This is a genomic window from Pedobacter kyonggii (genome assembly GCF_004310665.1).
Taxonomy (GTDB): domain Bacteria; phylum Bacteroidota; class Bacteroidia; order Sphingobacteriales; family Sphingobacteriaceae; genus Pedobacter; species Pedobacter kyonggii.
On sequence record NZ_SIXF01000048.1, the window covers coordinates 1 to 22,664 of the forward strand.

At 38.7% G+C, this 22,664-nt stretch carries 18 protein-coding genes; 10 read left to right on the forward strand and 8 right to left on the reverse strand.

The window, feature by feature from the left end; genetic code table 11:
* The 6 genes from EYS08_RS25940 to EYS08_RS24715 form a co-directional block, all read left to right on the forward strand.
* Positions 1 to 287, forward strand: a 287-nt coding sequence (locus EYS08_RS25940; protein ID WP_208745908.1) for a hypothetical protein, incomplete at its 5' end; no start/stop codon positions are given.
* Between the two features lie 324 nt (positions 288 to 611).
* Positions 612 to 1,787 (forward strand): acetyl-CoA C-acyltransferase, encoded by a 1,176-nt coding sequence (locus EYS08_RS24695; protein ID WP_131032568.1) that lies wholly within the window; start codon positions 612 to 614, stop codon positions 1,785 to 1,787.
* A gap of 36 nt (positions 1,788 to 1,823) precedes the next feature.
* Positions 1,824 to 2,720, forward strand: a complete 897-nt coding sequence (locus tag EYS08_RS24700; RefSeq protein WP_131032569.1) for a hypothetical protein — start codon at positions 1,824 to 1,826, stop codon at positions 2,718 to 2,720.
* 137 nt (positions 2,721 to 2,857) lie between these two features.
* Positions 2,858 to 4,447, forward strand: coding sequence for a peptide MFS transporter (locus EYS08_RS24705; RefSeq protein ID WP_131032570.1), 1,590 nt, complete (start codon positions 2,858 to 2,860; stop codon positions 4,445 to 4,447).
* A 64-nt stretch (positions 4,448 to 4,511) separates the two neighbouring features.
* Positions 4,512 to 5,993: a peptide MFS transporter gene (locus EYS08_RS24710; RefSeq protein ID WP_131032571.1), complete on the forward strand. Its 1,482-nt coding sequence runs from the start codon at positions 4,512 to 4,514 to the stop codon at positions 5,991 to 5,993.
* A gap of 870 nt (positions 5,994 to 6,863) precedes the next feature.
* Positions 6,864 to 7,598 (forward strand): polyprenol monophosphomannose synthase, encoded by a 735-nt coding sequence (locus tag EYS08_RS24715; protein ID WP_131032572.1) that lies wholly within the window; start codon positions 6,864 to 6,866, stop codon positions 7,596 to 7,598.
* A gap of 169 nt (positions 7,599 to 7,767) precedes the next feature.
* Here EYS08_RS24715 and EYS08_RS24720 read toward each other — a convergent pair whose 3' ends face one another.
* The 3 genes from EYS08_RS24720 to dinB form a co-directional block, all read right to left on the reverse strand.
* Positions 7,768 to 8,271 carry a YdeI/OmpD-associated family protein gene (locus EYS08_RS24720; RefSeq protein ID WP_131032573.1) on the reverse strand — a complete coding sequence of 168 codons (504 nt, stop codon included), beginning with the start codon at positions 8,269 to 8,271 and terminating at the stop codon, positions 7,768 to 7,770.
* A 389-nt stretch (positions 8,272 to 8,660) separates the two neighbouring features.
* Entirely contained in the window at positions 8,661 to 11,672 is a 3,012-nt protein-coding gene (gene dnaE / locus EYS08_RS24725; protein WP_131032574.1) for a DNA polymerase III subunit alpha, read from the reverse strand.
* 2 nt (positions 11,673 to 11,674) lie between these two features.
* A complete protein-coding gene (dinB, locus tag EYS08_RS24730) occupies positions 11,675 to 12,988 on the reverse strand; it encodes a DNA polymerase IV (RefSeq protein WP_131032575.1) in 1,314 nt (437 codons plus the stop codon).
* 547 nt (positions 12,989 to 13,535) lie between these two features.
* Between dinB and EYS08_RS24735 the strand changes: the two genes are divergently transcribed.
* On the forward strand, positions 13,536 to 13,721 hold the full coding sequence (locus EYS08_RS24735; protein WP_131032576.1) for a hypothetical protein: 186 nt from the start codon (positions 13,536 to 13,538) through the stop codon (positions 13,719 to 13,721).
* Positions 13,722 to 13,751: 30 nt separating this feature from the next.
* Here EYS08_RS24735 and EYS08_RS24740 read toward each other — a convergent pair whose 3' ends face one another.
* The 5 genes from EYS08_RS24740 to proS form a co-directional block, all read right to left on the reverse strand.
* Positions 13,752 to 14,399 (reverse strand): response regulator, encoded by a 648-nt coding sequence (locus EYS08_RS24740; RefSeq protein ID WP_057934807.1) that lies wholly within the window; start codon positions 14,397 to 14,399, stop codon positions 13,752 to 13,754.
* A gap of 610 nt (positions 14,400 to 15,009) precedes the next feature.
* On the reverse strand, positions 15,010 to 15,624 hold the full coding sequence (locus tag EYS08_RS24750) for a Crp/Fnr family transcriptional regulator (protein WP_131032577.1): 615 nt from the start codon (positions 15,622 to 15,624) through the stop codon (positions 15,010 to 15,012).
* 117 nt (positions 15,625 to 15,741) lie between these two features.
* The gene (locus EYS08_RS24755; RefSeq protein WP_131032578.1) at positions 15,742 to 16,593 is read right to left on the reverse strand and encodes a TIGR02757 family protein; all 852 of its coding nucleotides are present in this window, start codon (positions 16,591 to 16,593) and stop codon (positions 15,742 to 15,744) included.
* Between the two features lie 174 nt (positions 16,594 to 16,767).
* A complete protein-coding gene (locus EYS08_RS24760) occupies positions 16,768 to 17,907 on the reverse strand; it encodes a cystathionine gamma-synthase (protein ID WP_131032579.1) in 1,140 nt (379 codons plus the stop codon).
* A 191-nt stretch (positions 17,908 to 18,098) separates the two neighbouring features.
* Positions 18,099 to 19,571 (reverse strand): proline--tRNA ligase, encoded by a 1,473-nt coding sequence (proS, locus tag EYS08_RS24765; protein WP_131032580.1) that lies wholly within the window; start codon positions 19,569 to 19,571, stop codon positions 18,099 to 18,101.
* A gap of 198 nt (positions 19,572 to 19,769) precedes the next feature.
* Between proS and EYS08_RS24770 the strand changes: the two genes are divergently transcribed.
* The 3 genes from EYS08_RS24770 to EYS08_RS24780 all read left to right on the forward strand — a co-directional run.
* On the forward strand, positions 19,770 to 20,771 hold the full coding sequence (locus EYS08_RS24770) for a hypothetical protein (protein ID WP_131032581.1): 1,002 nt from the start codon (positions 19,770 to 19,772) through the stop codon (positions 20,769 to 20,771).
* 19 nt (positions 20,772 to 20,790) lie between these two features.
* The gene (locus EYS08_RS24775) at positions 20,791 to 22,320 is read left to right on the forward strand and encodes an OmpP1/FadL family transporter (RefSeq protein ID WP_131032582.1); all 1,530 of its coding nucleotides are present in this window, start codon (positions 20,791 to 20,793) and stop codon (positions 22,318 to 22,320) included.
* A 94-nt stretch (positions 22,321 to 22,414) separates the two neighbouring features.
* The coding region (locus tag EYS08_RS24780) for a helix-turn-helix domain-containing protein (protein ID WP_131032410.1) at positions 22,415 to 22,664 on the forward strand (250 nt) is incomplete at its 3' end.

Genomic DNA, 22,664 nt, shown 5'->3' on the forward strand with positions numbered 1-22,664 from the left:
TGGAAAAAGTACCCGCGTTTATTTCAGCCTGCTATGGGATGATGCTATTGGCAGCGCACGAAACCAACCTGGCCGAAAAGGTTTCTCTGCCTGGAACAAAATGGTATAAGAATGCGTTGAGGACAAGAACAACAACAGGCGATATACTAAACAGATTCAGAGCAGAAAAATGGCTGGAAAGTATCAGAATCAATTTTTCCGACTTCGTGAACATAGAGAAAAAAATGGCAAAGTTGGAAAAATTAGCCAATCCTATCCTGTCTTCACTTTTTTACATGAGAAATTAGCCAAACTCAAGAAACCTATCAGGTTTTAAAACCTGATAGGTTTCTTCGGTAAACAAATTTTCTGCGCTCAGCCAAACCCAAGCAGCACCAGCCCAGGTAATCTAAACCTGATGGCAGCGGGCATCCCGATTTTTTCATCGGGATAAAGCGAACGGCGGGACTGAACACTCCTAAGCACAACAGGTTTTGCTTTCCAAAAACTTATTATTATCAGCGTGCTAAAATCATTTTTTATACGTTATTTTTAAACCTCGCAGGTTTTGGAAACCTGCGAGGTTTGACTAACTTAGCGGCCTAACCAAAAATTCATAAAATTTAGTTTACATGAAAGAAGTTGTAATTGTATCAGCTGTGCGAACACCTATTGGTAGTTTTGGAGGCTCATTAGCTCAATTTTCTGCTACTCAACTTGGTGGCTTTGCCATTAAGGCTGCTATTGAAAAAGCTGGATTAAAACCAGAACAGATCCAGGAAATATATATGGGTAATGTTTTATCTGCAAACCTGGGTCAAGCACCAGCTACGCAAGCTGCAAAATTTGCAGGTTTACCAGATTTACCTGCCACTACAATAAATAAAGTATGCGCTTCGGGTACAAAAGCAATTATGCTTGCAGCGCAAAGTATTGCAAATGGCGATAATGAAATTATTGTAGCCGGTGGCATGGAAAGCATGAGCAATGTTCCCTATTATCTGGATAAGGCAAGAAACGGCTATCGCCTAGGTCATGGACAAATTACAGATGGCTTGGTAAAAGATGGACTATGGGATGTTTATAATGACTATCATATGGGATCTGCCGCAGAGCTTTGTGCTACAGAATGTAATATCAGCAGGGAAGTGCAGGATGATTTTGCAACAGAATCGTACAAAAGAGCACAGGCAGCACAAACTTCGGGCAAATTTGCCGGCGAAATTGTAGCTATAGAAGTGAAAGACCGTAAAGGTGACATTACACTGGTTGACACCGATGATGAGCCAACGGCGGTTAAATTTGATAAAATACCTTCCTTAAAACCTGTTTTCAAAAAAGATGGAACAGTAACTGCAGCAAATGCATCTACCTTAAATGATGGCGCAGCGGCATTGGTTTTAATGAGTGCCGATAAGGCAAAAGAACTGGGTTTAACACCTTTAGCCAAAATATTAGGCTATGCCGATGCGCAACAAGCACCGGAGTGGTTTACAACTGCACCTTCAAAAGCAATTCCATTGGCTTTACACAAGGCCAATATCGACATTAAGAATGTTGACTTTTTCGAAATTAACGAAGCATTTTCTGTTGTTTCTATTGCTAACAATCAACTTTTAGAATTAAACGACAGCCAGGTTAATGTTAATGGCGGTGCAGTTTCATTAGGTCATCCACTTGGGGCATCGGGCGCGAGGATTGTGGTTACCTTACTTTCGGTATTGACACAGAACGACGGAAAAATCGGTGTTGCCGGAATTTGCAATGGCGGTGGCGGCGCAAGTGCACTTGTTATCGAGAAATTATAATTTTTGGCTTTGCAGAATCTTTGCGCATTTGATCGTATGAAAGTTATCAGATTTTACATCCTTTTAGTCATTGGGACGTTAAGCTTTAATCTAAAAGCACAGCAATCACCAAACACTTTAAATGTTTTTCAGGATACACTGATTAAAATATCGGCAAGAGTTGTTACAGCGAAAAGCGATGCTCAAAAATTAGAAATAAACGGCAACTTTGTAAAAACTTTGGTAGAGGCATTAAAAGCCCCGAATTCTTTTTCTTATCCGTTCGATTCACTAAAAAACGTATCCGTAATTAAATCTACTGATCAGGCCTTTAGGATTTTGAGTTGGTATGTACTGCTCGATGACGGTACATACCGCTATTATGGCGCCATCCAAATGAATAACAAAAGTGGCCCATTGAAACTTTATCCCCTGATCGATCAGACAGACAATTTAGCCGACCCGAACAGCATTACCAATAACCAAAAATGGTTTGGTGCCCGGTATTATGAAATTGTTCCGGTAACCAGTGGAAACCGCTTGCCCTATTATGTACTTTTAGGCTGGAAAGGAAATACACAATTTACCACTAAAAAGGTAATTGATATCCTTTCTTTCGATAAAGACAACCTTACTTTTGGTGCCCCGGTTTTCGATGGAAAAGAGCTAAAAGGAAAGAACAGGGTAATATTCGAATATGCCAAATCGAATGCAATGACTTTAAAAACGGATCTGAAAGCAGGCATGATTGTGTTTGACCATCTTGCTTCCTTTGATCCCGAAGTAAAGGGGAAATTTGAATATTACGGATCAGACGGCACTTTTGATGGCCTTAAAATCATTGGTGGAAGATTAAAACTGCAGGAAGATATCATACTTAACAACGATCCGAATTCGAATGATGAGCTCTATGCCGACCCAAAGAAAAATGTTAAACCCATTAGAAAGTTTTAAATCTTAACAAATCATTTACCTAACACATCATTTAAAAATTTGTGAGTTTGGCATTCGCTGACTATATTGCGCCCTGCTTAACTGGCTTAAACAACACACAAATTCTGAATTCATAAACTAAAACCAACAAATGTTTTATGCAAACATCTAATGAAACCATTAGTATTGACCATAGCAAGGAACTAGATCTCCACTTAGACAGTAACAATGTATCCAAAGAAAAATTATTTAGCCATCCGGTAGGCCTCTTTGTGCTATTTTTCACAGAAATGTGGGAAAGATTTAGTTATTATGGGATGAGATCATTACTTGTTTTATTCTTAGTAAGCGAAATAAGTAAAGGTGGCTGGCAATGGACTAGACCAGAGGCCTTACAACTCTACGCCTGGTACACAGGTTTAGTGTATTTAACGCCTATAATTGGTGGCTTAATTGCAGATCGATTGACCGGATATAGAAAAGCCGTTATTATAGGCGCTTTAATTATGACCATTGGCCACATATCTATGGCGTTAGAAGGTGCAAATACCAATTTCTTCTATCTGGGATTATTTTTATTAATTACTGGTAACGGATTATTTAAACCAAACATTTCTTCTATCGTAGGAAAACTTTACCCATCTACAAGTGATAAAAAAGATGCTGCTTACACTATTTTTTACATGGGTATTAACTCTGGTGCCTTTTTAGGCATGTTAATGTGCGGTTATATTGGGGAAAAAGTGGGCTGGCATTGGGGTTTTGGATTAGCGGGAGTATTTATGTTTTTTGGAATGCTTCAGTTTTACTTTGGACAAAAAATCTTTGGTGTTTTAGGTGCTGCTGTAAATAAAACAGAAAAAGTAATTGATCCAACTGATGAAATTTTACCCAAAAAAGTAAGCAATCAACGTTTAGCTGTAGTCGCTGTATTTTCAATTTTCACCATTTTCTTTTGGATGGTATTTGAGCAGGCAGGTGGCTCAATGACTATTTTTGCTAAAGATTACACGCTTAGAAATTTAACAGGGAATGCAAGTACAATTTTTAAATGGGTTGATGCAATACTTACTATTTTCCCACTCATTGCAGTAACCGTTGTTTTATTAAGCTTGGCGGCAAAAATCGCAAAAAAATATCCTGCCACAATAATTTTCACTGCAATAAGCTTCATTATTATCTGGGGATTGGCCATTTGGAAAGTAGAAAAAGAATTTACCGCTTTAAACACAGAAGTGCCTGCTTCGTGGTTTGGGATTCTAAATTCATTCTTTATTGTTTCCCTTGCGCCATTTGTGTCTAAAATATGGGAAACGAAATTTAACCCAAGCGGGCCCGTGAAATTTGGGCTCGGTTTAATTTTTGTAGGTATAGGTTTTGCAGGATTGGCTTATGGAGGTATGGATATTGCAAAAGGCGCTACATCTGCACAGGTAAGCATGTTTTGGTTAATTTTCGCTTACTTTTTCCATACCGTTGGCGAATTATGTGTTTCGCCTGTTGGATTATCTTACGTTAGTAAATTAGCTCCGGCCAAAGTGGTAGGTTTAATGTTCGGTGTATGGTTTACCTGTACAGCTATTGGTAACTGGTTAGCTGGTACTACCGGTGGATTAATTGACAAAATAAGTTCAGAATATTCAATTTCGATTTTCTTCTTAATATTTACCATTATTCCTATTGTTGCAGGCTTAATTATGTTTGCCTTAAGTCCGATATTGCGTAAATGGATGCACGGCGTTCACTAATCAAAATAATAAATTTAACAAAAAGCCCGATCTTCATCGGGCTTTTACTTTTTAAAACTATTTAATGGAAAAAACAGTTTCAATAGAAGATATTCAAAATTTTGAGGGTAAATACCCGAAACAGCTCTGGCATTTATCATTAGTAGAAATGTGGGAGCGTTTCTGTTTTTACGGAATGCGTGGGGTATTGGCTTTCTTTATGGTTGAACAACTAGGCTTGAGCGATCAAAAATCGAACCTGCAATATGGTGCTATCCAAGCATTTGTTTATGCCTTTACTTTTATTGGTGGTATTTTTGCCGATAAGATTTTAGGTTTCAGAAAATCGCTTTTTTGGGGCGGGGCTTTAATGATTATTGGGAATTTAATCCTAGCCTTCTCCCCTCACGATTTATTTTATGTAGGAATTACCTTATCTATCATTGGAACAGGTTTCTTTAAACCCAATGTTTCATCAATGGTCGGCGAATTATACCACGAGAAAGACAACCGCAGAGATGCGGGTTATGGGCTTTTTTATGCAGGAATAAACGTAGGTGGATTATTGGGCGGTGCGATGTGTATTTATCTGGGCAAGTATTACAGCTGGCACTTATGTTTCTTATCTGCTGCATTGGTTATGATGTTCGGTTTGGGCACATTCATTTTTACTAAAAAACACTTAGGTCCGATTGGGAATTCGCCTTTGCTGCATCTTAAAAAATCAAAACAGCAACTATGGGAAATAGCCGTTTATGTGGGATCGATACTTTGTATTCCACTGATTTATATCATGGTAAAAAACACAGCCTTTACCGATTATTTCATGTACACCATAGGCATTATTGCCCTGGTTTATTTCTTGTACGAAACGTTTAAAATAAAAGATAAAAAAGCGCAATATAAACTGCTTGCTGCTTTCGTTTTTATCTTCTGTTATTTTATTTTCATGGCCATATCCGAGCAGAGTGGAGGTTCACTATCATTATTTGCAAAGGACAACCTTGATCATAAAATCCTCTTTTTCAATATCGACCCGAATGTGGTAAACAATAGCGTTAACTCGTTTTTTGTTATTGTTTTTAGTCCGATTGTTGGCATTTTATGGTTAGGCTTATACAAACGCAAAATTGAACCGAATACCGTGGTAAAATTCGGGATTGGCTTCCTTTTACTGGCCTTAAGTTTTTATGTTTTTTATGCCACAAGATTCTTCGCTAATACGCAGGGAATTAGCTCGTTAAATGTATTTACGTTAGCCTATTTATTGTTAACCCTTGGCGAACTTTGTTTGGGCCCAATAGGTATGTCGATCATTACCAAACTTTCGCCAAAGAAAATGTTTGGGATGATGATGGGGCTTTGGTTTTTATCAAGTGCTTTCGGGCAATTGGCTGCCGGAAAATTAGGCGCAGAAATGTCGAGTATTGATAATGCATCACTAACGACTAAATTAATGGCATACACCGAAGGTTATAAGGCCTTGGCTTTATATTCTTTAATTGCAGGTTTGGCATTAATTATTTTTTCGCAATTGGTTAAAAAGTTAATGCAAGAGGTAAGGTAATACTTTCATTGTCATTCTGAATGCAATGAAAAATCTATATCGTAAAAGTGTAAATAGAAGGGTCTCCGACTACGCTCAGACTGACAACGCTTTTGGTTCTGCGTTTCAAAAAGGGAAGCATAATCTTAAGATCTGGAAAGGAACGGACAGTGACTCTTGGAGGCCTGCTGCCCCGCTCTTGTTCCAAGTCCTCGCCCTCATACTTCGGTCTACAGGCTTTACACGCCGATCGGGTTTAGGAACAATGGTTTGTGCCGTAAAAGCTAAAAGTAAATACAACAGCTAGTCGACAACGATCCGGGTACAAATCCGGACCAACAGAGTTTGTAATCCTTGCAAAACTGCTAAACCAGGTTACAGATCCGTACCAACAGAAGGTTCCTCTGCGGTGATTTGCGAAATCAGCCGGAAATGTCTGGGTAAGGTCTTCTACTACGCTCAGACTGACATTGTTTTAAGAAGCATTTTCGATAAGATCTGGAAAGGAACGGATAGTGCTTCCTGGAAACCTGCTGCCCCGCTCTTGTTCTAAGTCCTCGCCCCTCATACTTCGGTCTACGGGCTTTACACGCCGATCGGGTTTAGGAACAATGGTTTGTGCTGTAAAAGCTAAAAGTAAATACAACAGCTAGTCGACAACGATCCGGGTTACAAATCCGGACCAACAGAAAATCCTTCACGCTTTAAAGATCACAAGATAGACCCAGAAACAAGTTCAGGAAGAGGAATTATCTCGAATTAACGAAAATTCATAAAGGTTTCATATTAAATATTTACTTTCGCAGATTAGAAGCAATTGCACAGTACAAATAAGCATAGCATACCATATACAAAGGCCAAAGGCTTATATTATAAAAAACCACAACAAACGTGTCAGATAGTTTAGTCATCATTCCCACCTACAACGAGAAGGAAAACATCGAAAAAATCATTAGAAAGGTTTTTTCTTTAACGCAACCTTTTCATGTTTTAATTATTGATGATGGTTCTCCTGATGGAACTGCTGAAATTGTAAAGTCGTTACAAGACGAATACGAAGGACATTTATTTATTGAGGAGCGTGCAGGGAAACAAGGATTGGGTACAGCCTATATTTACGGCTTCAATTGGGCACTACAACACGATTATGCCTACATTTTTGAAATGGATGCCGATTTCTCGCACAACCCTAACGATCTATCCCGCCTACGCGAAGCCTGTGTAAACGGTGCCGATGTAGCCATTGGTTCCAGGTATGTTAAGGGCGTAAATGTGGTAAATTGGCCAATGGGCAGGGTTTTAATGTCGTATTTTGCTTCAATGTATGTGCGGATGATTACCCGTATAAACATTCAGGATGCTACCGCCGGCTTTAAATGTTACCGCAAAATTGTGTTGGAAACCATTCCATTAAATAAAATTAAGTTTGTTGGCTATGCGTTTCAGATCGAAATGAAATTCACCGCCATTAAATTTGGCTTTAAAGTTGTCGAAGTTCCGATCATTTTCACCGACCGTACCGAAGGAACATCAAAAATGAGCACCCGTATCTTTAGGGAAGCTTTTTTAGGTGTAATACAAATGAAGGTTTCGAGTTGGTTTAGGAATTATAGCAGGGAGTCTTAAGTTTGGAGTTGAGAGCGCTAAGTGCATAGCTATTCTAATCGTTCAAGAATATAATTAGAAATTGGGGATTTGAGGTTATAGTGTAAGCCTGTTATTTTTTCAGAACTCTAAACCAAAAACTTATTGTCCAAAGACTTTTCTGCTCGTTGCAAAACTAAAAACTCCAAACTCACAACTTACTTTCCCTGATCATTGCGCCAAAATCCTGCCCTTTATCCATGGCTTTAACCGTCATTACGATTCTTTTGGTACGTGTAGGTTCGGTTTTAGCTTGATTGATCCAGTTGATGTAATAGTTTTGGTGCGATTTAGGCTGTTTTAAAAAATTCCGGATTAAATGTTCTTCTTCTGATAAGCAGATTTCGAGATCTTCGGGCATTTCGATTTTAAAATCTTTATCTTCTTCTAAATAAAGTTCGACACCTGCCCCGGCTTCTTTTCTTAATTTTTTACGGACTTCGCCTTTTAAAGCAATAATAAAATCGCCCTCTCCCATTGGAATGGTTGCCATACCGTTAATCTCCAACTGATCTATTTTTCCTTTTACCCTGAAACTCTTTTTACAATCTGGTTTGATTTCGTTGGCCAGTGCTGCCGGAATAAACACATAACTCCAGCCGGTTTTTTCGCCCATGGTTTCGAAACGTTCTATTTCTGCTTTAAAGTGGATCATGGTTTAAATATAAAAATTATGTTTAAACAAGTAAACGATTAAATGGTTAGGCTATTTGTGCACTCGCTAGAAATGAGTCTTAGTTTTTTACCATATAAGGTATTTAAGGTAAATATAAGCTGAAATGAACTTCTATTCCTCATATGGTAAATGAGTTTAAATATTGATGTAGAAAAGATTCTTCGCTGTGCTCAGAATGACAGATTTAAATAAAAATATCGTCATTCGACTACACTCGAAATGGCCATTCAGCACCTATTTCCATTGCCCTAGCAGTATATCTAAAAAGCAATTCTTCAAACAATAAAATCATAAATAATTCCCTAAAACATTAATCGGCTCAAAAACAAACCAAATCATGAGCCGATTAGATTAATCAGATCATAACGTTAAATCGCCACAGGATTCATCTGGATATCCAATTTGGCGAACTTTAAAACCTCTATGCTCTGAAAGCCAAAATCTTCTACCACTTTACCTAAAATAAGGTAACAGCCCTTTCCTTTAAAAGGATACATGGGTGTGCTATTAGGGAAATGAGTTGTATCAAAAAAATCGCCATTGGCATCTAAAAAAGTACCGAACCACATTTTGGTATTTTTAATGGTATGTACCGTTTTCTCGCAAACATAGTTCCCTACCATCCTTACCGTTTTACCCAAATGTTTGTGCAGATCGGCTGCCATAACATCACCACGATAAGGCGTTTTTAAAAAATCGAACATTTTATAATTAAGCGGATAACCCAATAACTCTAATTCTGTGTAAGCATTTTCGAGTTCGGAATCGGCCAATACAGGGAGCTGATAGGTTTTGTAACCCAGCTTAAAAAGCTCGGCATGGTTCACTTTTTTTTGTTTAAAACCGAGGTAGTTATGCACATCCCAAAGCAGGGTTTTACGATCTTTTCCGGTAAAGCGCAAGGCGCCCAAACGGATTAAAATTATGGCCTGCTCCAGCGAAATGCAGGTACGCCTTACAAAATCTTCGAGATCGATATACAAACCATTTGCATTCCGTTCTTGTGGAATAATTTTGATATTTTTTTCTTCCAGGCCCTGAACGGCAATGAAGCCCAGATAAGCATCTTCGTCTTTTATATTTACCACATCATCGCTACAGTTAACGCAGGGTAAATGCACCCTGGCTCCGGTTTTTTGTAGTTCGTGCACGTAAACCCAGCGGCTGTAAAAACCACCATAGTTATTTAGTACCGCTACCATAAATTCCATGGGGTAATACGTTTTCAAAAATAAACTCTGGTAACTTTCTACCGCAAAAGAGGCTGAATGTGCTTTCGAAAAACTGTAACCGGCAAAAGATGAAATCTGCCTCCAAACTTCGGTAATGAGTTCTTCTGAGTGCCCTTCCTTTCTGGCTGAGACAAAAAACTTATTCACCAGTTCATCAAAAGCCAGTTTAGACCGGTATTTACCACTCATGGCTTTGCGTAGAATATCGGCATCGGCAAGATCAAGACCTGCAAAATAATGACATACTTTGATCACATCTTCCTGATAAACCATTACCCCATAGGTTTCGCTAAGCCGCTCTTTCATCACTTCGCAGAGGTATACTACTTTATCGGGTGCATGATAGCGTTCGATATAGGATTTCATCATACCTGAACTGGCCACCCCCGGACGGATAATGGAACTGGCTGCCACGAGCGTAAGGTAATTATCGCATTTCAGTTTTTTGAGCAGTTGCCTCATGGCCGGCGATTCGATATAAAAACACCCAATGGGCTGTCCTTCTTTAAGGATACCATTCAATTTCTCGTCTTCTTTAAAAGTTTTAAAATCGTGGATATCGATTTCCCTACCCTTATTTTTTTTAATGAGCTGCACAGCTTCGCGAATATGCCCGATACCCCGCTGACTTAAAATATCGAATTTCTCGTAACCTATGGCTTCGGCTTCGTACATATCCCATTGCACTGTTGGGAAACCTTTTGGCGGCATATCCAATGCGGTATAATAGGTAATCGGTTCTTCAGAAATCAAAATTCCCCCGGCATGAATAGAACGCTGATTAGGCATACTTTTCATATAACGGTGTACAGCCAATAATTTCTGATAAGTTGTATTTTCCGAATTTTCGCGTTCTTTGGTGGGATCGGTAAAACTATCTATTTCGCCTTTGGGTAAACCCAGCACTTTACCGATTTCCCTGATAATTGCACGGTCTTTAAAAGTGCTCATGGTGCCTAAAAAAGCAACATGCCATTGGGGATAGCGTTCAAATATATAGCGTTGTATCACCTCCCTTTCGTCCCAAGAGAAATCGATATCAAAATCTGGCGGACTTGTCCGTTTTTCGTGCAGGAAACGTTCGAAATACAGGTCGAGATCGATCGGATCTACATCGGTAATGCGCAAACAATAAGCTACAATGCTATTGGCACCCGAGCCACGGCCAACGTGGTAAAAACCACATTTATTCATGGCATAGCTTACAATATCGAAAGTGATGAGAAAATAGGCGCAGAAGTTTTTAAGTTCGATGATGCGCAGTTCTTTCTCCAAACGCTCAATGGCTTCTGTATTATTTTCACCATAACGGTATTTAAGCCCTTCTTCGGCCAACTCCCGAAGCATTTTTTTATCCCCTTCAAAATCTCCGGTATAAAAAAACTTGTTTTTAGAAGTAGGTGTAAGGCCATCCTCAAAATAAACACTTAAATCGCAGCTGTTTATCAGTTTTTGTGTATTTTGAACAATGAAAGGATACTGTTCAAATTGCTGGGTTAATTCTACTTCTGGAATCAGGAACTCATCCGGATCACATTTTTGCTCATCGGACACTTTACTTAAAAGGGTATTAAGTTCAATGGCTCTAAAATATTCGTGCAGGCGGTAGGTGATTTTATCGCTAACGGTAACAGGATGCCACACCAACAACTTTTCTTTCTGTTTTAAAAGTGGGTGTTTATACAAAAGATTAAGCTGTTTTGCACGGATGCCTACAAATTCATTTGCTTTTAGTACTGGGTTAAAAGATTTTTGAAAGGGATAAATAATATAAACATGCTCCATTTCGGGCGGAACCTCTGGCAGTGGAATATTGTAAATATTATGGTGGCTTAAAAATTCATTCAGCTCACGCATTCCCTCTTTATTCTTCGCAATGCCCACATACAACAACCTGTTATCGATCCGGAATTCGATCCCCGCTACCGGTTTAATCTGATATGGAATATTGCCTTTGTGTATTTCGTCGGCTTCTTTGGCAATGCCTTGTTTGTAACACTCGCGAATAAACTCTACCGCCCCAGTTGAATTATTGATATCAGTAAGTACCATTTGGTGAATACCCAAACTGCGGGCAGTAGCAATTAACTGGTCAATGCGCTGCGTGCCATATTTTAAGCTATAAGAAGAATGCACATTTAAAAACATCGCTAATCATAAGATTTAGTACCTATTGTTCCTTTTTCACTCATAAAACTTCTAATTTTCGATCGTTTCCTTACTTCCTGCTGTTCTTCCTCTGTTTGGTTTTCGATCAATATTTTCTTTTTGCGGGGATTGTACTTAATTATTTTCCCTGTTTCATCGCGGGGTGGTTGGGTAACAATACAGGCCTTTACCACTGCTTCGGCACCATAGTGGTTACGTACCTTATCCATGGCTTGATAAAGACTATATTCTTCTTCGGCAATATTATATAAACCAATCTGCTCGTAACCGCTCACCAGATGCGAAAGTTTTACGCCTACCAGCCGTAACAGCATCCGTTTTGCATACACTTTTTCGAACAGGCTATGTGCTTTGCTGATTAAAAAAGAATCGAGCGAGGTATAGGGAATACGTTCTTGCTGGGTAACAGTTTCGAAATTGGTATAACGTACGGTTATGGTAATGCAGGCAGTTAATTTTTTCTGGTTGCGCAGCTGAAAGGTTAAACCGGTAACCATTCCGGTTATAATGGCCTTTAGTTTGGCCATATCCATGGTATCGCTTTCGAAGGTAGCCTGTGTACCAATAGATTTCCTTTCGCGGTAAGGTACAACTGGTGAAAGATCGATCCCATTTGCTTTTTGCCATAAACTTAAGCCATGCTGCCCCAGTATTTTAAACATGAGCTGTTGTGGAATCTGAGTAAGCGTAAAGATTTCGCGGACACCCATTTCGCTTAATTTTTTATAGGTAGCGTGGCCAATACCCGGAATTTTGTGGATAGCCAAAGGATCGAGAAAGGGCCGCAATTCAGGAAAAGTAACCTGTCGCTCACCATCAGGCTTAGATTCGTTCGTGGCTATTTTGGCTACAGTTTTATTGATAGACAGGCCAAAGGAAATCGGTAAGCCCATTTCTTTGATAATGTTTTGTCTGAGTTCTGACGCGAATTTCATGCAACCAAAAAAGCGGTCCATGCCCGTCATATCAATATAATGCTCGTCAATACTGGCCTTCTCAAAAAGGGGAACTTTATCGGCAATAATTTCGGTAATTTCATGTGATGCCTTGGAATATTCTTCCATATCGCCTTTTAAAAATATAGCCTGGGGGCACAGCAATTTTGCTGTTCTACCAGGCATTGCAGAATGTATGCCGTACTGGCGTGCTTCGTAACTACAAGAGGCTACCACACCCCTATCGCCACCGCCACCGATAATTACGGGTTTACCCAATAACTTTGGATTTTTTCTGATTTCTACCGACACAAAAAATGCATCCTGATCCATATGAATAATCTGCCTTTCTTTATCCATTCTCGTATTATAAGGATGATTGAGATCAAAAATACTAATATTTTTAGTTTTAAAGAAAATTAGTATCAATTAATTTTAAACAAAATACTAACAAATTTAGTTTTTATTTATAATATATTTATTATGCTGACTTGCTTGGAGGTTTGCCACGGAAACCCAAAAGCACGGAATTAAACTTCCAATCCCTTAGGTTGATTCACATGAACTTATATGATAATAATGACGCAACGAAGGGATAAACGATTGATGGCTGGTGAGGACACCAAGCATGTGCGAGTAGTGTGCGCTGCAACGCGGACATATTTAACCATATAAGGCATTTAAGAAAATATAAGCTCATATGGCCTATATTTATATGGCAAAGAAGGTCTTCGACTACGCTCAGACTGACAAACCGATTGACAGCTAATGAGGTATTTGTACAAGTGTAAGTTGAAATAATCCGTAGATCACCGACCACGAAAACAAAAAATGCCCCCGATTTTTATCAGAACATTAAAACTTTGCTTGCTTTAAAATGTTGAGATAGCAAAACAACATTTATCTTATGAAAACTAAAGACAATAAAAACACAGCGGAAAAAGAAAGTAAAAGTAAAGGAAGCGCAAAGGAAAAGGCCTCCTTCGATCAAAACGGAAAGGGTTCTTCAGATAAATTTGGCCAGGCCGGCTCCACACCTAACGAATCAGGAGAGAGTGGGCTTGGTACTGTAGATAAAAACAAAAAAACTTAGAAAAGATAAAAAAGAGTAAAATACTCTTTTTTATCTTTCGTAGATACTCATCTTTTCAGCAAGTTCTATAATGCTTTTTATTTTCAGTTTTTGAAAAAGTCTCAACTTATAAGTACTTACTGTACCCATCTGAAGATTTAGCTGATTAGAAATTTCTAATACCCCAATTCCTTTTGTTAGTAATTCTGCTACTTCTAATTCTCTTCCCGAAAGTTTGGTGAAAGGATTATCAGCATCGTTACCCAATATACTGTTGAACATGTTTTCCTTAACATTTCTGCTCGAATAGCGACTGCCTGCTAAAATCGTAGTAATAGCGGTTACAATTTCTGATTCTTCTGCATTTTTGGTTAAGTAACCCGATGCGCCCGATTTTAAATACGGAACAGCATAAATATTCTCATTCAAAGATGAAAATACCAAGATTTTTGCGTTTGGCTGAACCAATTTAATCTGATCGATTACCTTAAGGTTGTTACCCCCTGGCAAGTTTACATCAATGATGATTAAACTCGGCGATTTTTCTGTTTCGACAAGCGCCTGCTCTAAGGTAGATGCATGAATGATTTCAACACCAGGCCAAAAGTCTGATATTAAACCTTTTAATCCACGACGGATGATCTCATGATCATCAGCGATGAGCACAGTAAAAGTACTTACGGCATTTTTTGTTTTCATTATTTTAAGAATATTGTGCAAGTTAATAAAAAGTTATTTTTTTGTACGCAATTGTAGTTAATTTTTCGTTTAAATGCGTAAATATTATAATACACAAGTTTACAGTTTTGCTCAAAACATCCTTTGGGTTGCCAATCTCACATTTTGCTTAATGAACAAATACGACAAGGAAATCTTATGTGTACCGTTACTATAGCCCTGTAACAGACAAGCTTGAGAAATCGCAACCATAGCCGATCCTAAATTTCTCTGACGGAAAAATCTGTATCGCTGCTACGGCAGAGCTCCTAGGCATAAGATCACGCGGAAAATAGCTTTTATCATACAGCTTTACACCTGTACGGTACAGACCGCCAGCCCAAAATAAAATCTTTGATCATCAAAAATTCATTCAAATCCAAACTCGTTGAATCTCCGAGGTCGTCCTTTAACAGAAAAGAAGGTTTAACCTGAAAATCTTCCAAAAGCGGAAATAAGACCTTAGCAGTAGAGTAATAACGCAGTTTTGGCTGCAAAGCTGTTTGTTCAGCGGTATTATTTCCTTTTCACTAAAGGATTTAAGATCTGTTAAAATGCTAAGCCTCTTAAAAAACAAGAAAATAATATAGAGTTAAATTTTAGCCCTAATTCTACTCAATGTTTCGAGCCTGATGGCTAAAAAAGAAGCAATATATTTTAAAGAAACACGGTTGATTAAATCAGGGAATGAAATCAAAAACCTTTTGTATCTTTTTTCGGCTGACGAAATCCGGCACAGGTAAGCACGTTCCTCTGCCGAACGGTAATATAACTCCATCATCTTTCTACCAACAATATTGGCTTCAGGAAAATTTTCGTAAAGGTATTCTGATAATACGTGTGGAATAGCAACTAAATCTACATCTTCTAATGCCTGTAAATACTCATCCGAATCGCCATCTATCCACAAATTACGTATGGTACCTACAACTTCATTTTCTTTGGCAATCCATGTGGTAATCTCATTGTCCCCATCCTTAATAAAACCCCTAACTACACCTTTAATAATTAAAAAAAGGAACTTGTTACGGTCTACAGGAGAAACAAGGTATTTATTTTTTTTGTAGCTGATCGGAAAGGTATGCTGGTTAATCCGCTTTTCTATCTCATCATTAAGCGGGTGGAATTTCTTAAAAATTGAGACCAGAGGAGAAAAATTATTATATTTCTTCCACCTATCTTCATCAGATAAATTAACTGCGATCATAGCGAAACATTGGGATAGATACAATCCTGCTAAACCGAAGCAGGATCGCTATGTAAGTATAGGAAGATTGAATTGAAAAAAAGAACTTTTTTTTGACTTTTCTCAATTTCTTAAGCTTTAAAGCAATTTTTCTACACCTAATCCAAATAATGCAAAATCATACTTCACCGGATCTGAAGGATCAAACTGCTTCAAATTGTTAGTTAATTCGATTGCAGTTAACCAATCGGTCTGCTTTCTATTAATCAGTCCAAGCAACCGTCCTACCCGATCAACATGCACATCGCAAGGACAGATTAGATCTTTTGGTTGAAGCGTATCCCAAACACCAAAATCAACACCTTTTTGATCTACCCTAACCATCCACCGTAAAAACATATTTAAACGTTTACAGGTAGATTTTTGCTTTGGAGAGGAGATATGTTTCCTCGTACGGTGGGGAAAATCTTCTAAGGAAAAAAAATACTGCCTGAAATGGTTCAATGCCTGCTCTATTGAAAAGTTAAGCTCAGCAGCATAACACACTCCGGAAGCATTTGTTATCTCCGGTTTTACCGATGAAACTGCTAAATAATCAGCCCGAAAAACATCATGGCCAGGTACAAATGCCTGCTCTAAACTATCGAAGTTTTGATAATGCTGCTTAAAAAACGAAATAAAATAAAGTAAATCGGTATCGTTAAATGTACGGTGTTTAAAGTTCAGTAAGCGTTTTAAATCGTCATCGGTATGATTAACAACAAAATCATATGGCGCATTATCCATACGGCCCAACAGTTCCTTACATTTATTAATAATTGTTTTCCGCTGGCCCCAGGCTAAAACCGCAGCAAAAAAGCCCGCAATTTCTATATCCTGTTTTTTTTCAAAAATATGCGGAATACAAACCGGATCATTTGCTATAAAATTTGGCTGATTGTATTGTTCAACCTTACTATCAAGGAAATTCTTTAACTCAAGAAATTGCATATAGGTGATGATTAAACGATAGTGGCTTACTATTTATCAGACTGTCATGCTGAGGCACGAAGCATCTTTTTCATCGGTTGCAGATGCTTCGTGCCTCAGCATGACAGCAACGTTACCAGAGTAGTCCTAAAAAAATAAAAAAACGGGCAAATATTTATCTGCCCGCTCGAAATATTATGCCAGCGCATTTGCCAGATCCTCTAAAAGATCGTCGATATCTTCTACTCCAACACTTAAACGAAGCAAGTTATCGGTAACACCTACTTTCTCTCTTTCTTCTTTCGGGATAGAACCATGTGTCATCGTTGCCGGATGGTTAATTAGCGATTCTACCCCGCCTAATGATTCAGCTAATGTGAATACTTTAAAATTAGACGAGATTCTAAAAGTTTCTTCCAGATCAGCACCTTTTAAGGTAATCGAAATCATACCACCAAAACCACGCATTTGTTTTTTAGCTACATCATGATTAGGATGATCTTCAAAACCCGGCCAATAAATTTTATCAACCTTTGGATGTGTTTTTAAATAATGTGCAATGCGCTCTCCATTTTCGCAATGTGCTTTCATCCGAAGGTGAAGCGTTTTTATACCTCTCAACACTAAAAAAGAATCTTGCGGACCTGGTGTTGCACCACAGGCATTGTAAATAAACCAAAGGTCTTTATACAATTGCTCATCATTTGTTACCAAAGCCCCCATTACCACATCAGAGTGGCCACCAATGTATTTGGTTACCGAGTGCATCACAATATCAGCGCCCAGATCAATCGGGTTTTGTAAATAAGGCGAGGCGAAGGTATTATCAACGGTAAGGATTAAATTTTTCTCCTTTGTGATCTTTGCTACACCTTCAATATCAATAATCTGCATGGTAGGATTGGTAGGTGTTTCTATCCAAACCAGTTTCGTTTTATCGTTGATGTATGGCAACATATTTTCTGGCTTAGAAAGATCCAGAAAGTGGAATTTGATTCCGTATTTAGTGAATATTTTGGTAAAGATCCGGTATGAGCCACCGTATAAATCATTTCCGGTAATTACTTCATCACCAGGCTGCAATAATTTCAACACCGCATCTGTAGCCCCCATTCCGCTCGAAAAAGCCAAACCATATTTAGCATTTTCTAAAGCAGCTAAACAATCTTCCAATGCTTTACGCGTTGGGTTTGTCCCTCTCGAATACTCGTACCCTTTGTTATCTCCAGGAGATTTTTGCCAATAAGTAGAGGTTTGATATATCGGTGTCATTACCGCACCAGTGGTTGGATCAGGCTCTTGACCTGCATGTATAGCTTTAGTTGCGAATTTCATTTTTATAGTATCAAGATTGATGAGTACCAAGTATCGAGATAAGATTCTAAAACACCTATACCTCCGATATTATTTTACATTAATATTTAAATCGTTCACCAGAAGGTCTATGCTTCTAAAAACGATCTTAAACTTATTTTTAAAGCGAGAGCAAGGAGACTCTCGACTCCGAACTCCCGACTCAGGACTGTCTAATATGCTCTTGCAAACAATACCCGTTGTGTAGACGGTTTTCCTGAATAAATACAAACACCATCTTCCAATTTATTATCTAAAGGAATACAACGAATGGTTGCTTTTGTTTCTTCTTTTATCTTTTGTTCTGTTTCCGGTGTTCCATCCCAATGCGCTGAAATAAAACCAGCTTTGGTATCTAACAATTCCTGAAACTCTTCGTAACTATTGGCTTCTGTAATATGCTCATTGCGATAGGCTAATGCCTTGTTGAACATGCTTTGCTGAATATCTTCCAATAATTTGATGATGTAAATATCCAATCCTTCCTGAGGTACAGTTTGTTTCACCTTGGTATCTCTACGGGCAATTTCTACTGTTTTATTTTCTAAATCGCGACCACCAATAGCAATACGGATTGGCACACCTTTCAACTCATAATCAGCGAACTTAAATCCAGGGCGCTGTGTATCCCTGTCGTCATATTTCACCGAAACGCCTAAACCTTTTAAACGCATGGTTAATTCGTTAACGTATGAAGAAATTCTCGCCAGATCCTCATCCCCCTTATAAATCGGAACAATTACCACTTGTATTGGTGCTAATTTTGGTGGAATAATCAATCCAGAATCATCACTGTGTGCCATAATCAAAGCACCCATTAAACGTGTAGAAACACCCCATGAAGTAGCCCATACATGGTCTAATTTTCCATCTTTACCGGTAAATTTAACATCAAAAGCTTTAGCAAAATTCTGCCCTAAAAAGTGAGATGTACCTGCCTGTAAAGCTTTGCCATCTTGCATTAAGGCCTCAATACAATAAGTATCTAAAGCACCCGCAAATCTTTCATTTGGCGATTTACGGCCTCTGATTACCGGAACAGCTAACCAGTTTTCTGCAAAATCGGCGTAGATATGTAACATACGTTCCGTTTCCTCGATCGCCTCTTCTGCTGTAGCATGAGCGGTATGCCCTTCTTGCCACAAAAATTCGGCTGTACGCAGAAATAACCTGGTACGCATTTCCCATCTTACCACATTCGCCCATTGATTGATTAGTATTGGTAAATCACGGTACGATTGGATCCATCCTTTGTAGGTGTTCCAGATAATGGTTTCGGAGGTTGGTCGGACTATTAATTCCTCCTCTAATTTTGCTGTTTCATCAACTACAATATTTCCGTTACCGTCATTTTTCAGTCGATAATGTGTTACAACTGCACATTCTGTCGCAAAACCCTCAACATGAGAAGCTTCCTTAGAGAAAAATGACTTTGGGATGAATAATGGAAAATAGGCATTTTGGTGCCCTGTATCCTTAAACATTTTATCTAAAACAGCTTGCATTTTTTCCCATATGGCATAGCCATTTGGCTTTATAACCATACAACCACGCACAGCAGAGTGCTCTGCTAAATCTGCTTTTAACACAATATCATTATACCACTGGGAATAATCTGCTTCTCTACTTGTAATTTCTTTGCTCATCTTATGTATTTGGAACGTAATTTGTATGTTAAAAAGTGTAAAATCCGACGGCAAATTTATAAATTTATGCCTACAAAAGATCAACAATTAATATCAATTGTGATTTAACATTTTTAGACTAAGTAAATAGTTAGGAATTAACTACTTTTGGAACTTGTTTATTACATTCGTGAACACACACAACTAAATATAAACACAATGAAACCAATTAAATTTTTACCCATTGTTATGATTGCCGCTGCAGGGTTGGTGGCATCATGCGCTACATCAAAATTGGCTCAAACCAAGCCTGCTGATGATGTTTATAATTCTGTAGCGAAAGCCAGGGAGGTTGAAATAGCACCCCAGCCTCAGAACCAGCAAGGTCAGCAATATCAGGCTCAAGGACAGGAAGAATATGATGAATATTACGGAACCAGTAACCCTTATTACGATATGGATTACTCATCCAGAATAAACCGTTTTTATAATGGTTACAGCTTTCAAGGCTATTACGACCCTTATTTTGACAATTATTATTACGGAAACAGTTATGGTCCTTCGAACTACTTAGGTTATGGCCTGGGCTGGAACAGCGGCTTCGGTTTAGGTGGCTGGGGTGGCGGTTTTGGATACGGAAGCATCTGGAACAACCCATTTTATTATGGCAACTTTGGTTACGGATGGAACAATCCTTGGGGCTGGAACTCATGGGGACCTAATTCTTACTACGATCGTTTCGGTTGGGGCGGCGGATATTACGGCGGAGGCTGGGGTATCGGTGGCGGATACTATGGTGGTGGTTTCGCCAACAGAGGTGGCTCTTACAGACCAAGACCAGGGAGCAATGATAGAGGCACGCCAAGATATGGAAACGGCAATGCCGGAAATGCGGGCAGACCGAGCAGATCTGGTGTTACAAATCCAAATGGTGTAGGTTATGCTCCAAATATTAATGCTGGAAGACCAAGCAGAAACCAAGGTAATAGCAGCTATGCACAACCTCGGGGATCACAAGCTGGCAGACCAACCAGAAATGACAACTATAGTCCACGAGGTACGCAAAGTAGCAGACCTACCAGAAACGAGAGCTATACCCCACCTACCAGAACTGAGAGCAGACCTAGCTACTCACCTCCTCCATCAAATGGCGGCGGTGGCGGTGGTTCAACCGGCGGTGGCGGTGGTGGCTCAAGACCATCTAGAGCAGGAAGAGGTTAATTAGATTTAAACACGCAACATGAAAAAATATATTTTAGCTTCACTAGTAGCTACAGTAGCTGCTATAGGAACGTCATACGCCCAAAGTTATGCACCAGATGCATTCCGATTCTCTCAAACCAATTATGGTAGCTCTGCCCGATTCAAGGGAATGGGTGGCGCACAGATTGGTGTTGGTGGTGATATTGGCTCAATTAACGCAAACCCCGCCGGATTGGGTTTATTTACCAAATCTGAATTTAGTTTAACCCCTGAATTTAATTCTGTATCAAACAATAGCGCATACCTGGGCAACAATACTAAAGCAGATAAAAGTCAGATTAACCTGAATAATATTGGTGTGGTCTTTTACAGCCCAGCTGCAAGAATGAAAGGTGCTGATGTAAATAAAGGATTGGTAAGTACGGTATTTGGCTTAAGCTATACCAGAAACAACGATTTCTTAAATAACATCAGTTATAATGGAACTAATACTAATAGTTCAATAAGAGATTCTTATGTAGATCAGGCCAACGGTGGTGGAATTGATAATTCGATAGCTGGAGATGCGTATAGTAGCTATTTAATTAATAAAAATGCGCCCAATTTCCCAAATGGATATTCGGCAGAACCTTATAACAATGCGAGTTTCAAGCAAAACTGGGATGAATCCAGATTAGGTTCCACATCAGAGTTTAATGTGGCAGGTGCCCTCAACTTTGGCAACAAGGTTTATATTGGTGCAACCGCTAGTTTTGTAAATGTAAAATACATCAGCGATGCCGCTTTTACCGAATCGGGTATTGTGAACTCTTTTGATGATGGCTTACCAATCCCTGCCTATACCGGAAACGAAAATTACAACTTAAACCATTTCAGAAACCAAGAAACCAAAGGTGGTGGATTTAACTTGAAACTGGGTATGATTTTCAGACCTGTTAATGAATTAAGAATTGGTATAAATTTCCAGACCCCAACCTGGATGAACATTGAAGATAATACCAGTGAGACTTTACAGGCAAATTTAGCTGGAAACGCAACAAATGCACCTTCTAACTCAAATAACCCTACAAAATATTACACGTTCAGTTATAACTTACGTACGCCATTAAAGGCTTCAGCTGGTATCAGCTATGTAATTGCTGGCACAGCATTAATTTCAGCAGATGTTGATTATGTAGATTATGCTTCTATGCGTTTTTCTGATGTTGATGGATACGATCGCAATACGATAAACGACAATAATGCTTTCATTAAAGAATCTTATAAAGAGGCTATTAACTACAGAATTGGTGCGGAAGTAAAAGTGACTAACGAAATTAGTTTACGTGGTGGTTACGGCGTAAACGGAAATGGTGTTAAAGGTGGCGACAACAAATTTTACCAAGGCCAATACTACACCGGTGGAATTGGATACCGGATAGACAACTATTATTTCGATTTAGCGTATCAGAACTATAAAACAAATTTCAGTTCTAGCCCATATTTGTTGGATGATTACAGTGAACCTGTTGCAGATGTTAAAAGCAATAGAAACAATGTATTCTTAACTTTTGGGGTAAGATTTTAATAATAACCTGTCTTACATAATTAAGAAGCGCCAGTTTTTCACAAGTTGAAGTGAACCCCAAAAGTTGGACAAAAACTTTTGGGGTTTATCATTTATGACCAAACACACATTTGAGGAGAAGCTCGATATAGTTTCTCACGTGATAAAAGGGACGCCGATTCTTTGGCTATCCCGAGAACGGCGTATTAGCAAAGACATGATATTGGAATGGGTTCGGAAATATAACCTCCATGGTGAAAGTGGGCTACGCAAGCAAGCCAATATCAAGTCTACTTCTGATTTCAAAGAAGAAGTTGTAAGGCTCATTATAGAAAAAGGTGTACCTTTAAGACAGGTTGTTCTGG